Below are 14,039 nucleotides of genomic sequence, written 5' to 3'. Positions count from 1 at the left end.
GGTAATTAATACGAACCCTCCGCGAAATCGGAGGGTTTTTTATTATAATTGCTTCTTAAACTCAACCTTATGGTCCAGCATCCGTGGCACGAAACTTCTACGGGCAATAATCCGCCGGAGTTTGTCAACAGCATTATCGAGATCCCGCGGGGCTCGCGGGCCAAATATGAAGTGGATAAGGAGAGTGGCCTGATCAAGCTCGACCGGGTGATCTACGCATCCATGTATTATCCGCTGAACTATGGTTTTATTCCCCAGACCATGGGAGAAGACCACGATCCGCTCGACATTGTTGTGCTTACCCAGGTGTCAGTAGTACCGCTTTGCCTCGTACCTTCGAAGGTGATCGGCGTGATGCAGATGGTAGACAGGGGAGAAGCCGACGATAAGATCATTGCCGTTGCCGAGCAGGATCCGAGCGTGAGCCACATCAATGACGTCAGGGATCTGCCCGATTATCTGACCGCCGAGCTGAAGCACTTTTTCGAAAACTATAAAACCCTGGAAAATAAGAAAGTGGTGGTAGATGAGTTCCTTTCAAAGGAAAAGGCATTCGCCATCATCGAAGAAAGCATCAGGTATTACAACAAGAACCGAAAAAAGCTATCTTGATCTTATGAATATCGGTTTTGAGGCCAAGCGGTTTTTTACCAACTATACAGGACTGGGAAACTACTGCAGGTTTGTCATTGACTCCTTAAGCCGATACCAGCCACAACACAAATACTTTCTCTATACGCCCCGGGAGAGTGACCATGCCGAGGTGGTGCCCATCGTTCACCGCGAGAATGTGGAAGTCATCCACCCGCACGGATTTTATTCCAAGCCCATTCTTTCGGCCCTCTGGCGCTCATGGCGTATGACAGGGCACAAGACCATTCAATCGCTTTCCGTTTTTCATGGCCTCAGCCAGGAGCTGCCCATCGGTTTGCCCGACCATGTTAAGAAAGTGGTCACCGTTCACGACCTGATCTTTTTACGGTACCCGCGCTTTTATAATGCGATAGACGTCAGGATCTACACCAGCAAAGTGGTCAGGGCCTGCGAGCAGGCAGACCGGATCATTGCCATCAGCGAACAAACTGCCGAGGATATCAAAAACTTTCTCCACGTAGATGCTTCCAAGATCAGGGTAGTGTACCAGGGTTGTCACCCGGTTTTTAAAAAACGCGCATCGCCTGAAGAATCCAGATCGATCAGGCACAAATATGGTTTGCCGGACCGGTACATCCTGAACGTAGGAACGATCGAGGAGCGTAAGAACCTGATCGTGCTCATTCGCGCCATGGCTGCCATGCCTGAGCAGGCGCGGATACCCGTGGTGGTTGTAGGCCGGCGAACTGCCTATTTCAAATTGATAGCGGAGGAGATCAAAAAATACAAGCTCGCTCCGTGGATCATCTTCCTGCACAAGGTCTCGTTTGCTGATCTGCCCGCTATTTACCAGGGCGCGGCGGTATTTGTTTACCCTTCGTTCTTTGAAGGATTTGGTATTCCCCTGATCGAGGCGATTGAATCGGGTGTTCCTGTGATCACGTCGAAAGGCTCGTGTTTCAGTGAGGCAGCGGGACCGGCGGCGGTGTATATTGATCCCAATGATGCCCCGGAGCTTGCAGCGCACCTGGCGAGGATCCTCTCAGACCCGTCGGTAAGCAAGGCAATGGTTGAGCAGTCGCGGGAATTCATCCGCAAATTCGAACCGGATGTGATCGCGGAAGAGCTCAAGCAGGTGTACCAATCGCTTTACAAGGTGCCAAGCACTTCCCTGTAAACGGCCAGTGTTTTTTTTGCCGTCATCTCCTTTGAAAAACTGGATGCCACTTTTTGACTCGCTCCGTTCACAACGGACCCGCGCAGCGCATCATCGCTGAAAATCCTTTTGATATGACCTGCAAGCGCTCTGGAGTCGCCAATGGGAGCCAGCATGCCCGTTTGTTCATGGATCACCATTTCAGGAATCCCTCCCGCGGCCGTAGCCACAACGGGTACTTTCGCCAGAAAAGCATCCAGCACGGAGGTGCCCAGTCCTTCTTCATTGCTGGTCATGAGAAATACGTCGAGGTCGGGCAGTATGCGTGTAATATCTTTTCTGAAACCTGTAAAGATCACTTTGTTCGTCAGCTCCTTTTCCTTCACAAACTCCTGCAGCTGAGTCTTGAGGGAACCTTCTCCGATGATCAACGCCTGCAGGGGAACGCCATCGTCAGCAAGTTTTTTGATGGTCTCGATAAATGTGAAGTAGTCCTTGTGTGCTTCCAGGGCGGAGGTGTTCCCGATCAGCCGGGTGCGGCTATCGATGCCGAACTCTTTTCGTAAGGAATTTTCGGTCCGTTGCTGATGGTTGAATTTGTTCAGGTCTACGCCGCTGTGCACGGTTACGCACAACGAAGGATCTTTGACGTAGTGTTTCATGATGCTGGTGATCTTGTCTGAAACCCCCACGATCCTTTTGATGGCGCTGTGATTGTACTTCCAGCGTGTGAGCATATTCTGCTTCGGAACAAAATCGACCCTTCGGCTCAGGATCAACGGCACCTTGTTGCCCAGCACTGCGGAGAGCACGCCGATGCCGTGCGACTTCGAGCTGTGCATGTGAATGATATCGACCTTTTCTTTTTTGCAGAGGTCTTTGATGCCCAGGGCTGTGCTGAGGTCGAAACTGTTTTTAAAAGGAAAAACCTTTACACTGATGGATTTTGACGTGCAATATTTCTCGAACGCCGAATCTGTTCTGGCAGCCACCAGGTTCTCAATACCCATGGCGTTGAGCTCATCGATGAGGTAGGCGATCTGTTGCTCACCTCCACGCCACGTTTTCTCCGAGCTGAGGTGCAGAACTTTTAATTTTAATTCCATTTAGTTTATATTTCCCGAAAAACAAGTGATTCATGCACATTCCCGAAAACACGTCTAAAAATACACATAATGTTGTAGCAGACCTCCTGCCGAAGCAAAACCTGCAAAAGGTTTTAGATATCCCGAGCGGGGCAGGGGCGTTTACACAACGGCTGATCAAAAACAATACGGAGGTGCACTCGGCAGACATCGAGAACCTGATGCAGGTTTCCAACAAACATTTCAGGCAGGCCGACATGAATAAAGACCTGCCGTACCCCGACGGATTTTTTGACGCTGTGGTTTGCATCGACGGCATCGAGCACCTGGAAAGGCCTTTTGATTTTGTGCGTGAAAGCTGCCGCATCCTCAAGAGCGGAGGCTGCGTGATCATTTCAACCCCCAACATCAATTCACTGAGATCGCGGTGGCGGTGGTTCTGGACCAGTCATCATAACAAGAACAAGGTTCCACTGAATGAAAACAAACCCAGCTTTCTTCATCATATCAACATGATGTCTTACCAGCGCCTGCGTTATATGTTGCATAGCAGCGGCTTCGAGGTAGATGTTGTTACCACCAACCGTGTAAAAGCGATCAGCTGGGTGTACGCTGTCTTCGTGCCCTTCGCATACCTGTTCACTAAGTTTGTTTACAACAAGGAAGAAAAAGATCACCGGCAGCGTCAGGTGAACAAAGAAATTGTAAAGCATCTTTTCGGTAGCCCCTTGCTCTTTGGGGAGACCATGATCGTCCGAGCCGTGAAACGGTAATCGGTGAGCAGAAATCGGTAATCAGTAAATCAGTAATCAGTGATCGGGTGGTTAGCTACTAACGACCGGATACCGATTACCGAATACCCGATTACCGGTTACCCTGTAATTCAAGGTAGAGCTCCTGATAAAGCTTGTCGAATTTAACAGCGGTATCTTTTGTATTGAAGTTGTTCATGATGTGCGCCCTTGCCGCCTGCCCGTATTGTTTGGCCAGGGCCGGATTCTCTGAAAGGAAGATCATTTGATCAGCCAGCGCACGGGGATTCTTCGACCCCACCACAATGCCACATACATTGTTGATCACCAGACCTTTGTTGCCGGGGATGTCGGTGATCAGCGGGCACACGCCCAATGACATTGCTTCGATCACCGATTTGGTGATGGCCTCTCCGTAAATGGAGGGAAGCACGAACACATCGTTTGATTTAACCACCTCGAGAATATCCTTGCGAAACCCGAGCAGGTGAATGTTATTCTTGATAGGGCTGCCGGCAATGAGCTTTTTGAAAAGCGGAAGATCCATATCCTTTCCCGCCAGCATCAGGTGTATGCGGGTATCGGCGGGCAGAAAATAAGTAGCCTGTAACAGGTACTTGATGCCTTTCATACGTCGCGAGTTGGCCCCGCAAACAAAGGTGAAGGCGTTGGCCGGTATCCCCAGCGATGCTCTGTCGAGCGCCGTTACACCATCATACCAGTGAACGTCATGACCTTTGTTGATGGTCACGGCTTTGTCTTTGTTAAAAAGCAGGTTCTTTCTGAAGATCTGCCGGATGGCTTCTACGAGGCAAACGATGCGGTCTACCCGTGGGCTCAGGTATTTCACATACATGAGCGGATCGAGCCAGCTGATATTTCCCGTATATCCCCGGTACACCACGATCTTCACCGGCAAGCCGATGGCGGCCACCAGGCTGTTGACCATGGCTTTGTTATTGAATGCCTGCAGCACATGGTACTTTCCTTCTTTCAGCTCTTTGCGGATGAGCCTGACGTAGTCCATGCTGAATTTTTTTGTGGGAAGGAAATCGATCACCCTGATGCCCGCATCCCTGAACTTTTGTGCATACTCGGCTTTCGCTTCGGTCATCACCGTGATATCATACTGGCCGGTCTTCTGAAGTTGTAAAATGATCTCGGCTTCAGGCCTGACGGTAACCGTGTGGATGTAATTGGAGATGACGAGTAATTTAATGGGCACAGTACAAAGGTGTTAGTAGTTGCAATGATCGCCGGCAAAAATCACCGGCCTTAAATGTATGCTACAGCTCTTAAATGTTAGTAGCGGATTAACCCGAAAAATAGCCTAATTTTTCAGAATATTGTAACCTTGTGAGGTAGGAATAAAATATTAAATTGTTGATCTGCAACATGTTATTAAGTTGTGACAATGGCGTACTTCCTGAAGAACAGTTTTAAAAAATTCTTGTTTAACCTCAGCGCGAATGACAGTTTCCTGTACAGGGCATTCTACAAATTCTTTTACAAGCCTAAAAAAGGATCGCTGGCCGAGGTCATAGACCTGTTTTCGAAGAAGAACGATCCCGTGCATTTTTTACAGGTAGGCGCCAACGACGGTTTTTTCCACGACCCGCTGCACAAGTTCATCAGAACCTATCACTGGAAGGGCGTGTTGCTGGAGCCTCAGCCATTTGTTTTTGAGAAATATTTAAAACGACTCCACCAGCGTACGAAAGATATTCAAACCGTGAACGCGGCAATGTCCAGTGACGATGGCGTTAGAAGCATCTACAAGATCTCGTTCTCCAACTCGCGCTGGGCCACAGGGCTCGCATCCTTCAACAAGTCGGCCATTGAAGAAGCCATCGACTCAGGACATGTAGAACGATGCGCCCGGCGTTATGGCGAAAAATTGCCTGCGGATAAGCGTGACTACATAGCGGAGGAAAAAATAAACTGCCTCAGCCCCGAGACGCTTGTTCAGCGCTATGGACTTCGGCAGATCGACTGGCTTCAGATCGATGCCGAAGGATTTGATTTTGAGATCATCAAGATGATGAAGATCGAGCGCACCAAACCCCGCGTGATCGTATACGAGCATTCGCACCTTTCGGCAGACGACCAGGCAGCGTGTATCCGCCACCTGAAAGACAATGACTATGCTGTGGCCGATATCAGGGAAAACACCATCGCCATGAAGAAACCCCTGGGCGAGTTTGCGCATTTTTTTCAAAACAGCCTCTGATGAAGATCTCTGTTGTTATCATCACCTTTAACGAAGAGCAGAACATCAGGCAATGCCTCGAATCCGTTCAGGCCGTGGCAGACGAGATCGTTGTGGTGGATTCGTTCTCCACAGACAAGACCGAAGCGATCTGCCGGGAGTTCAATATCCGTTTTATTCAGAATCCGTTCAAGGGCCATATCGAACAAAAGAATTTTGCCGCTTCACAAGCCGTACACGATCATGTGCTGTCGCTGGATGCCGACGAGCGGCTCAGCGATACTTTGCGCGATAACATATTAGACATTAAAAAGAACGGGAAAGCGGATGGTTATGCCTTCAACAGGTTGAATAATTATTGTGGCACTTTTATTTATCACGGCGCCTGGTACCCTGACCGCAAGCTGCGTTTGTGGGATAAGCGCAAAGGGCAATGGGGTGGCGTGAATCCCCACGACCAGGTGATCATGAAGCCTGGAGCTTCTACACTTTTTGTAAAAGGTAACCTGCTTCATTACACGTACCGGAGCCCCGCAGAGCACATTCAGCAGATGAACAAATTTTCTGATATCGCGGCACGCGAGGCTTTCAGAAAAGGGAAGAGAACCTATACAGTGTTGCATCTGGTGCTTTACCCCGTGTTCACTTTCTTTAAGTCTTATTTTTTAAAACTTGGATTTTTAGACGGTTATTATGGGTATGTTGTTGCAACACACGCAGCCTATTACCGTTTCCTGAAATATTTCAAGCTCAGATCGCTGTGGACGCAGGCTCAATCCTCAAAGGGTTAAATTTTGCGTAGATGGCGCCAGTTATTTAATATTGATAGTTTTATCCGCTATTGATCCATATTCGTGAAAAGCATCAAAATAAGCGCTACCATCATTTCTTTTAACGAAGAGAGGAAACTTGGCCCCTGCCTGAAATCCCTGGTGGGCGTAGCGGATGAAATTATTGTGGTCGATTCACTGTCTACAGACCGCACCCGGGAAATTTGCAACCAATACCCTGTAAAGTTCATCAGCCACGCCTTTGAAGGTTATGTGGCGCAAAAAAACTATGCGGTGACCCAGGCCACCTACGATTACATTTTGTCGCTGGATGCGGACGAGAGGCTTTCTGAAGAGCTCAAGGAATCCATTATAAAAGTGAAGGAAGATTGGGGTGCCGTAGACGGGTATGCCGTGAACAGGTACAACAACTATTGTGGCAAGTGGATGCGGTTCTCAGGCTGGTACCCGGAACGGAAGATCCGGTTATGGGACAGGAGAAAGGCCAAATGGGGTGGCACCGATCCACATGATCACGTGCAGATCGCCAGGGAAAAAACAAAAACGCTGAAGGGAAATCTGCTGCATTATGCCTACCTCACCCTTGACGAGCACCTGCTGCAGGTTCACCGGTTTGCCGAAATAGCAGCCAAGGCAAAATACAAGAAAGGGGAGAAGGCCAGTTTTTTCATCAATGTAATTTTAAGCCCGTTGTTCCGCTTCGTCAAAAGTTTCTTCTTTCAGCTCGGATTTCTTGACGGGTATTACGGCTTTATCTTTTGCACCACTTCTGCATCCATGACCTTTTTTAAATACATCAGGTTATACGAGTACGGAAGAAAGGGATTGCCGGAGAACAACAATCATCCGTGCGCGTAATGTCTATACGCTCTTTTGCAGGAAAGCCACCAGCTCCATGATCCAGGCAATGCCCATGTGAACGATGATACCACCCCAGATGCTCCGGGTCTCGTAAGCAACAACGCCCAGAATATATCCTCCCGCTATCGAGCTGATAGCCTCGCCTGCTGGCTTGCCAAAATGCAGGAAGCAATACACCACTGCCATGCACACAACAGCGCCCCGTCCGAGGATGCTCATCATGCCGATCACCATAAAACCCCTGAAGAGGTATTCGACCGTAATAAAATCGAGGCCATAGGCAAACTCATATCCCGCCACGGTCACCCACTCCGGCACGTTCATGTATACGTGCGCCTCCGTTGACTTGTACATTGGGTACTGGCGCTGGAAACTTTCATGAAATGACGCGCCGATGATCAGCGGCAGCATGATCAGCAGCATGGTGAAATACGGTTTGGCATCGAATTTACGCGCGCTCAGGCCGTAGACGTGATCATGCTTTCTTTCGTGTAACCAGTAGAAAATGAAGATGGGAATGAACACGGTGAAGAAGCTGACGGAATTGATGCAGACCTTGTAAGCCCAGAAGTACATCTCCGGATGAAAGATACGGCTCACCAGCGGATCGAGAAACGGAACACTGCTGTCTAACGACAACACGGCGATGGCCAGCAGGCTTTTGATCCAGAAGTCACGCCTGCTGAAAATATCTTTCCGCTTCTTGAAAACCGCGTACATGTAAACGGAGAAGAAATAGGGTATGGAATAGAAGAGTACATACGCGAAAAACTTCGGGTACCCTTCCATGGTCTCGAGCTCGTTGTCTTCGAAGTCGAAGGCGTAGTTCAGCGAAATACTGAGGATGAGGAACACAGCGATCACGGCGTAGTACCTGCCGTTGAAATCTTCGCTCACATGCTTTTTGAGAAAGTTCCAGATCTTCTTCATCACCAGTGCTTCAGGTGCTCGTAAACTTTGTGGATGGGCAGCCCCATAACGTTGAAGTATGAGCCTGAGATCCGCTGAATGGCCACCATGCCGATCCAGTCCTGTGCACCATAGGCGCCTGCCTTGTCATACGGTTTGTAATGGTCTACGTAAAATTCGATCTCTTCGCGGGTGAGCGCCTGGAAAGTTACTTCGGTGGTGTCGTCGAAGCTTTCTTCTTTTTCTTTGGATACGATGCACACGCCGGTCATCACGAGGTGCGTGCGGCCTGAGAGGGAAGAGAGCATTTCGATGGCCTCTTTCCTGTCTTGCGGTTTATTGAGGATCTTGTTGAACAGGATCACCACGGTGTCGGCAGTTACTACAATTTCATCGCGGATCTTAAGCCTGAAGTACTCTGCTTTTTTGGAGGCGAGATAACGTGCCACCTGGTCTACGGGCATATCAGCGGGGAACGATTCATCCACGTCAGGTTTTTCGATCACAAATTCAAAACCGGCTTCCTTCATCAGGTATTGCCTGCGCGGCGAGCTCGAAGCCAGTATCAGCGGGCGTTTCAGTTTCATTTTACAAACGGTGAATAAATGGGTTCACGGAATTCCTCCTCCTTCACGGAGCTAAATAAAAATCCGCAGATCACTTTGGGATAAAAGTAGGTTGATTTCTGCGGCATGGTGTACCCGCTGTAACAAACTTTTTTAACATCGTCAATAGACACCTCGTTGGTGATGATGGCCATCTGCGCTTCTTCCTTGATCACTTTTTTCAGGCAATCTGAAAAGCTGCGGTCGAACATGATGTTCTCGCTCTGGCGCTGGTCTTTGCCCGGTATGCCCAACGCTTTTTCAATGATGAAATAGTGCATGATGGTAAGGTCGAGCTTTTTGATCTCTTCCGGAAAAGGCCAGGTTATTTTGTGCAGCGATTCGGGCTTCAGCCTGATCTTGTACGCGTTCTCCCTGAACATAAGACCGAAGGCCCACGGCTTGCCGGCGATGATCTCATTCAGGGTATCGCTGTCTTCAACGGGTTTGATGATAAAGTCGGCTTCTAACTTTTGAAGAATGGTTTCCTCATTGAACGAAGCGATGCCCGTGATAAGGCGGTGCGTGGGAAGGATGCGCAGGTCGTCAGCCTCCGTGTTGGTAAGGTACATGAGGTGATAGTTGAAACCTTCGTTACCCGTGGCGCCGGGATGTGCCTTCAGCATTTTGTGCTTGTAGATCAGCGACCCCTCGTAACGGTGATGTCCGTCTGCCAGGATGATGTTCTTGTCGCGGATCACGTTCATGAATCTGCGGATGGCCTTCTCATCGTGGATCACCGCCAGCACGTCACGTACCCCCTGGTAGTCTTCCGTTTCGTAGATCGGAACCGTGATAGCTTCATCCATCAGCTTCTCCAGTTCGAAATCAGGGTCGGTATAGAGGCCGTGGGTGGCGCTTACCTGGAGCTCTGTTTTTTCGAGCAGCTCGATCCTGTCGTTCACAGCCTTCGGTATGGTGTTCTCGTGACGCAGAATAACGTTTTCAGACCAGTCGTAAGTGCGGATGTGGCAGATGAACCCCTTGCGACAATAAGCTTTCGGGGAATTGGCCAGCTTGAAGTACTGATAATAAACGTAGATGCCCGGCAGTTTATCTTGTACGATAGAGCCATCGTCTTTCCATTGCTCCAGCAGCGCGGCGGCATGCTCAGCAGGATCGGGTTGTACGGGTACCGACAGGTGTATGCTGTTGTAAGGATTCTGATAGAGCGCCTTACGTTGTCTTTCAGAAACTACGTCAAACAGTGGTGACGTGAGCTCGTCAATGTTACGCGACAGCTCGCGGTTGTAACGCCAGGCACGGAATGGCAGGATCTCAGCCATGGGGGGTTGATCGTTTGAAGTTTGAAGTTAAAGATTGGTTGCCGGTTACCGGTTGCCGGTTGCCAGTTTGGCGAGGACAATTATTCAGGAGTTGACTTCGATTCATTGTTTGTAATTTCTTTGATGGGACGCGCCTCCTAATACGATACACAGTACTAACCCGGCAACCGGTAACTGGCAACTGGCAACAATTTAGAGTCGGTTCTTCCTCCAAAGGCTCACCGGTTGTTTCTCCGCGGGCACGTTCTGGCTTGTCTTCGCCTGTTCCGTGAGGTTTACCGATACGAGTGCTGCGATGAGGGCTTCGTAGTCGTTACCTGACAACGGCAGCGCTGCTGGCTTGAAGTAGTTCTCCACAAAACGCGTATCGAAATTGCCGGAGCGGAAGGCTTCGTGCTGCATTACAAAACGGCAGAAGCCCAGCGTGGTCTCCAGTCCGGTGATCTCGTACTCATCGATGGCTCTGATCATTTTTTCGATCGCAGCCTCACGGGTGTCAGCGCGGCAGATAAGCTTGGCGATCATGGGGTCATAGTAAAAGGGAATGTCCATGCCCTGCTCAAAGCCGTCGTCTACGCGGATGCCATTGCCCTGCGGTCTCTTGTATGTCTTTAACGTTCCGATGTCGGGTAAAAAATTATTGGCGGGATCTTCGGCATACACGCGCACTTCAACAGCGTGTCCGCTCATGCGCAGGTCTTCCTGCTTAAAAGGTATTTTCTCTCCTTCGGCAATGCGGATCTGCAGCTTCACAAGATCGATTCCTGTGATCTCTTCTGTGACCGGGTGCTCCACCTGCAGGCGTGTGTTCATTTCCAGGAAATAGAAGTTCATCTTGTCGTCGAGGATGAACTCCACGGTACCTGCGCCGTAGTAACCACACGACCGGGCTACGTTGATCGCCGCTTCACCCATGGCTTGTCTTTTGGCAGGCGTGAGCACGGAAGAGGGTGCTTCTTCCACCACTTTCTGATGGCGGCGCTGAATGGAGCACTCTCTTTCAAACAGGTGAACCACGTTGCCATGCTGATCGCCAAAGATCTGGAACTCGATGTGGCGGGGCCGGGTGATATATTTTTCGATGAACACCGACCCATCGCCGAAAGCAGAGGTGGCCTCGCTGATGGCGCGCTCCATTTGTTCCTGGAAATCTTCGTCCTGCTCTACCACGCGCATGCCCTTGCCACCACCACCGGCGCTCGCCTTGATCAGCACGGGGTATCCGATCTGGGTGGCGATCTTTTTCGCGGCATTCACGTCAGTGATGGGCTCAGATGTTCCGGGCACCAGCGGCACGTTGAACTTTGCCACCGCAGCCTTCGCGGCGAGCTTGCTCCCCATCAGCTCGATAGCTTTGGCCGAAGGGCCGATGAAGATGATGCCGGCATCGTGGCAGGCCTGCGCAAAGTCTTCGTTCTCTGAAAGGAAACCGTAGCCGGGGTGAATGGCATCGGCACCGGTTTGTTTGGCTGCCGCGATGATCTTCTCTATTCTCAGGTACGATTCTGAAGAAGGAGGAGGACCGATGCAGACCGCCTCGTCTGCGTAGCGCACGTGCAACGCCTGGCGATCGGCTTCGCTATAAACGGCAACGGTGCGGATGCCCAGCTCTTTGGCGCTGCGCATCACACGTAGTGAAATTTCTCCGCGGTTGGCTACGAGTATTTTTTTGATTTTAGTCATGTCTGGTTAAAGATCAAAAGGGTTTATGAGATCAAGGCCCGTGATGTCCTTGAAATCGGATTTATTTCGTGAGGTCAGCGTGAGGTTGTGCGTGAGACACGTCGCTGCAATGATGGCGTCAGGCAACTTTACTTTCTTGTTATGCTTTCCGACCAGGATCGTGTTGCGGATAATTTCATCCTCCAGTCCGATGACGTTATCGTTGTCAACGAATTCGTTCAATTGATCGAGTGCTGTCTGTGTGAGGGAGATCCAGGAGAGTAATTCGATCCTTGAAATGACGGATAGATTGGCCTGGTGCATGAGAACTTTGTCTGTAAACTGCCGGGTTGGTTCAGGTAAAACACCTCCTAGATAATAAATGATGATGTTGGTATCTAAGAGATATCTCTTTCCCATTCGTCTCTCAGCGCCTTTAATTCTTTATCTATTTGCTCAACGGTCATCCCTAACTTGATGGAGCCGTAAAAGTTTTTATGATAGCCTGCTTTTTCTTCCTGAACAGTGTAAGGAGCGGAGGTTTGTGCTTGGAATTCATCGACGGGCATAATGATGACTTCAACTTTTTTATTGTTATAGCTGTCTGGCAGTTTAACCAGAACATTGTCTTTCACCGTTACTATTTTCCGTATCGCTTCCATAACTCCCGAAATTATCAAACAAATCTATCATTTTTAAACGAAACCTAACATCCAATAGCCGCTTACTAATCGGCCCGGCATCGATAAAATTATAGCTTTTTTACTTATTTTTGCGGCAATAAATAACCGACTTGTAGCAATGGTAGACTTATTTGAAAAGCTAAGAATGGAAGCCGGCCCTCTGGCCAAATACTCACATCTTCCCGATGATTACTTTTTCTTCCCTAAGCTGGAGGGGGAGATCGGCCCGCGGATGAAATTCAATGGTAAAACTGTGCTTAACTGGAGTTTGAATAACTACCTCGGCTTAGCCAATCATCCCGAAGTGCGCAAGGCCGATGCTGACGCGGCCGCTCAGTACGGCATGGCCCTTCCCATGGGTGCCCGTATGATGTCTGGCAACTCGGTACATCACCTCGAATTTGAACGGCAGCTTGCGGAATTTGTGCAGAAGGAAGATGCCATGCTGCTCAATTATGGCTACCAGGGAGTGGTATCGATCATCGATGCTTTGGTTGACCGCAAGGACGTTATCGTATATGACGCTGAGTCCCACGCCTGCATCATAGACGGCGTTCGCCTGCACATGGGTAAACGTTTCGTGTATTCGCACAACGATATGGAGAGCCTTGAAAAGCAGCTTCAGCGCGCCACGAAACTTGCCGACGAAACGGGCGGCGGTATCCTGGTGATCACAGAAGGTGTGTTCGGTATGTCGGGTAAGCAGGGCGATCTGAAAGGTGTAACAGCACTGAAGAAAAAATACAATTTCCGTCTGTTTGTAGACGATGCTCACGGTTTTGGAACCATGGGTAAAACAGGTGCCGGCGTAGGTGAGGAGCAAGGTGTTCAGGACCAGGTCGACCTGTACTTCTCCACTTTTGCCAAATCAATGGCCAGCATTGGCGCGTTCGTAGCCGGTGACAAAAGGATCCTTAAGTACCTGAGATACAGCGTGCGTTCGCAGATCTATGCAAAGAGCCTCCCGATGACTTTGGTAATGGGTGGTATGAAGCGCCTGGAGCTGCTCAAAACCAAACCTGAGCTGAGGGCAAACCTCTGGAAAGTTGTGAATGCCATGCAAAATGGCCTGCGCGAAAGAGGCTTCTACCTGGGCAGCACTACATCGCCGGTAACGCCCGTGCTCTTCAAGGGTGGGGTAGGCGAAGCTGCCAATATGTCAATGGACCTCCGCGAGAATTTCGGTATTTTCTGCTCTGTGGTGATATACCCGGTTGTGCCTAAGGATGTTATCATGTTCCGGATCATCCCTACGGCGGCGCATACTATTGCCGATGTTGAGGAAACTTTGACGGCATTTTCGAAGCTGAAAGAGAAGCTCGACAGCGGATTTTATAAGGAAGAAGTGCTCGTGTCAGTGACCAAGGGACTGTAAAAAAAACGCCTTTTTGGGTTGTTTTCTAAGGTTTTTATTTAATTTGGCATAGGAAACTAATTTTTAATTTA

At 49.5% G+C, this 14,039-nt stretch carries 15 protein-coding genes; 7 read left to right on the top strand and 8 right to left on the bottom strand.

The window, feature by feature from the left end; genetic code table 11:
- Positions 1–69: 69 nt before the first annotated feature.
- Both KK083_RS12880 and KK083_RS12875 read left to right on the top strand, forming a co-directional pair.
- Positions 70–612 carry an inorganic diphosphatase gene (locus tag KK083_RS12880; RefSeq protein ID WP_254163651.1) on the top strand — a complete coding sequence of 181 codons (543 nt, stop codon included), beginning with the start codon at positions 70–72 and terminating at the stop codon, positions 610–612.
- Positions 613–616: 4 nt separating this feature from the next.
- On the top strand, positions 617–1,771 hold the full coding sequence (locus tag KK083_RS12875; RefSeq protein ID WP_254163650.1) for a glycosyltransferase family 4 protein: 1,155 nt from the start codon (positions 617–619) through the stop codon (positions 1,769–1,771).
- On the opposite strand, the gene KK083_RS12870 is transcribed toward KK083_RS12875, so the two are convergent.
- Positions 1,744–2,856 carry a glycosyltransferase family 4 protein gene (locus KK083_RS12870; protein WP_254163649.1) on the bottom strand — a complete coding sequence of 371 codons (1,113 nt, stop codon included), beginning with the start codon at positions 2,854–2,856 and terminating at the stop codon, positions 1,744–1,746. The genes KK083_RS12875 and KK083_RS12870 overlap by 28 nt on opposite strands.
- Before the next feature lie 32 nt (positions 2,857–2,888).
- Here KK083_RS12870 and KK083_RS12865 point away from each other — a divergent pair, with 32 nt between their 5' ends.
- Positions 2,889–3,608, top strand: coding sequence for a class I SAM-dependent methyltransferase (locus KK083_RS12865; protein ID WP_254163648.1), 720 nt, complete (start codon positions 2,889–2,891; stop codon positions 3,606–3,608).
- Between the two features lie 91 nt (positions 3,609–3,699).
- Here the strand turns inward: KK083_RS12865 and KK083_RS12860 are convergent, their stop codons facing one another.
- Positions 3,700–4,812: a glycosyltransferase family 4 protein gene (locus KK083_RS12860; RefSeq protein WP_254163647.1), complete on the bottom strand. Its 1,113-nt coding sequence runs from the start codon at positions 4,810–4,812 to the stop codon at positions 3,700–3,702.
- Between the two features lie 189 nt (positions 4,813–5,001).
- Between KK083_RS12860 and KK083_RS12855 the strand changes: the two genes are divergently transcribed.
- From KK083_RS12855 to KK083_RS12845, 3 genes are all read left to right on the top strand, one after another.
- Positions 5,002–5,817, top strand: a complete 816-nt coding sequence (locus KK083_RS12855; protein ID WP_254163646.1) for an FkbM family methyltransferase — start codon at positions 5,002–5,004, stop codon at positions 5,815–5,817.
- On the top strand, positions 5,817–6,587 hold the full coding sequence (locus tag KK083_RS12850; RefSeq protein ID WP_254163645.1) for a glycosyltransferase family 2 protein: 771 nt from the start codon (positions 5,817–5,819) through the stop codon (positions 6,585–6,587). The genes KK083_RS12855 and KK083_RS12850 overlap by 1 nt, the downstream gene beginning before the upstream one ends.
- 63 nt (positions 6,588–6,650) lie before the next feature.
- On the top strand, positions 6,651–7,445 hold the full coding sequence (locus KK083_RS12845; RefSeq protein WP_254163644.1) for a glycosyltransferase family 2 protein: 795 nt from the start codon (positions 6,651–6,653) through the stop codon (positions 7,443–7,445).
- A gap of 3 nt (positions 7,446–7,448) precedes the next feature.
- Here the strand turns inward: KK083_RS12845 and KK083_RS12840 are convergent, their stop codons facing one another.
- The 6 genes from KK083_RS12840 to KK083_RS12815 all read right to left on the bottom strand — a co-directional run bounded on the left by KK083_RS12840 (position 7,449) and on the right by KK083_RS12815 (position 12,572).
- Positions 7,449–8,378, bottom strand: a complete 930-nt coding sequence (locus KK083_RS12840) for a CPBP family intramembrane glutamic endopeptidase (protein ID WP_254163643.1) — start codon at positions 8,376–8,378, stop codon at positions 7,449–7,451.
- Positions 8,378–8,944: a Maf family nucleotide pyrophosphatase gene (locus KK083_RS12835; RefSeq protein WP_254163642.1), complete on the bottom strand. Its 567-nt coding sequence runs from the start codon at positions 8,942–8,944 to the stop codon at positions 8,378–8,380. The genes KK083_RS12840 and KK083_RS12835 overlap by 1 nt, the downstream gene beginning before the upstream one ends.
- On the bottom strand, positions 8,941–10,248 hold the full coding sequence (locus tag KK083_RS12830) for a DUF1015 domain-containing protein (RefSeq protein ID WP_254163641.1): 1,308 nt from the start codon (positions 10,246–10,248) through the stop codon (positions 8,941–8,943). Before KK083_RS12830 ends, KK083_RS12835 begins: the two co-directional genes overlap by 4 nt.
- Before the next feature lie 192 nt (positions 10,249–10,440).
- Complete coding sequence (gene accC / locus KK083_RS12825) at positions 10,441–11,931, bottom strand: acetyl-CoA carboxylase biotin carboxylase subunit (RefSeq protein ID WP_254163640.1); 1,491 nt, start codon at positions 11,929–11,931, stop codon at positions 10,441–10,443.
- A gap of 6 nt (positions 11,932–11,937) precedes the next feature.
- Positions 11,938–12,330: a type II toxin-antitoxin system VapC family toxin gene (locus tag KK083_RS12820; protein WP_254163639.1), complete on the bottom strand. Its 393-nt coding sequence runs from the start codon at positions 12,328–12,330 to the stop codon at positions 11,938–11,940.
- Complete coding sequence (locus tag KK083_RS12815; RefSeq protein ID WP_254163638.1) at positions 12,309–12,572, bottom strand: hypothetical protein; 264 nt, start codon at positions 12,570–12,572, stop codon at positions 12,309–12,311. The genes KK083_RS12820 and KK083_RS12815 overlap by 22 nt, the downstream gene beginning before the upstream one ends.
- Before the next feature lie 139 nt (positions 12,573–12,711).
- Between KK083_RS12815 and KK083_RS12810 the strand changes: the two genes are divergently transcribed.
- Positions 12,712–13,968: an aminotransferase class I/II-fold pyridoxal phosphate-dependent enzyme gene (locus KK083_RS12810; protein ID WP_254163637.1), complete on the top strand. Its 1,257-nt coding sequence runs from the start codon at positions 12,712–12,714 to the stop codon at positions 13,966–13,968.
- Positions 13,969–14,039 lie beyond the last annotated feature (71 nt).

The sequence above is a fragment of the Chryseosolibacter histidinae genome (assembly GCF_018598225.1).
In the GTDB taxonomy this organism is placed as follows: domain Bacteria; phylum Bacteroidota; class Bacteroidia; order Cytophagales; family Cyclobacteriaceae; genus Chryseosolibacter; species Chryseosolibacter histidini.
The sequence above is the reverse complement of the archived record's forward strand: the minus strand, read 5'-3'. Positions and strand labels throughout refer to the sequence as shown.

Excerpts from the sequence above, each read along its gene's own strand:
- KK083_RS12880 (WP_254163651.1), top strand. The coding sequence starts at position 70 with ATGGTCCAGCATCCGTGGCACGAAACTTCTACGGGCAATAATCCGCCG.
- KK083_RS12875 (WP_254163650.1), top strand. The coding sequence starts at position 617 with ATGAATATCGGTTTTGAGGCCAAGCGGTTTTTTACCAACTATACAGGA.
- KK083_RS12870 (WP_254163649.1), bottom strand. The coding sequence starts at position 2,856 with ATGGAATTAAAATTAAAAGTTCTGCACCTCAGCTCGGAGAAAACGTGG.
- KK083_RS12865 (WP_254163648.1), top strand. The coding sequence starts at position 2,889 with ATGCACATTCCCGAAAACACGTCTAAAAATACACATAATGTTGTAGCA.
- KK083_RS12855 (WP_254163646.1), top strand. The coding sequence starts at position 5,002 with ATGGCGTACTTCCTGAAGAACAGTTTTAAAAAATTCTTGTTTAACCTC.
- KK083_RS12850 (WP_254163645.1), top strand. The coding sequence starts at position 5,817 with ATGAAGATCTCTGTTGTTATCATCACCTTTAACGAAGAGCAGAACATC.
- KK083_RS12840 (WP_254163643.1), bottom strand. The coding sequence starts at position 8,378 with ATGAAGAAGATCTGGAACTTTCTCAAAAAGCATGTGAGCGAAGATTTC.
- KK083_RS12835 (WP_254163642.1), bottom strand. The coding sequence starts at position 8,944 with ATGAAACTGAAACGCCCGCTGATACTGGCTTCGAGCTCGCCGCGCAGG.
- KK083_RS12830 (WP_254163641.1), bottom strand. The coding sequence starts at position 10,248 with ATGGCTGAGATCCTGCCATTCCGTGCCTGGCGTTACAACCGCGAGCTG.
- accC (WP_254163640.1), bottom strand. The coding sequence starts at position 11,931 with ATGACTAAAATCAAAAAAATACTCGTAGCCAACCGCGGAGAAATTTCA.
- KK083_RS12820 (WP_254163639.1), bottom strand. The coding sequence starts at position 12,330 with ATGGGAAAGAGATATCTCTTAGATACCAACATCATCATTTATTATCTA.
- KK083_RS12815 (WP_254163638.1), bottom strand. The coding sequence starts at position 12,572 with ATGGAAGCGATACGGAAAATAGTAACGGTGAAAGACAATGTTCTGGTT.
- KK083_RS12810 (WP_254163637.1), top strand. The coding sequence starts at position 12,712 with ATGGTAGACTTATTTGAAAAGCTAAGAATGGAAGCCGGCCCTCTGGCC.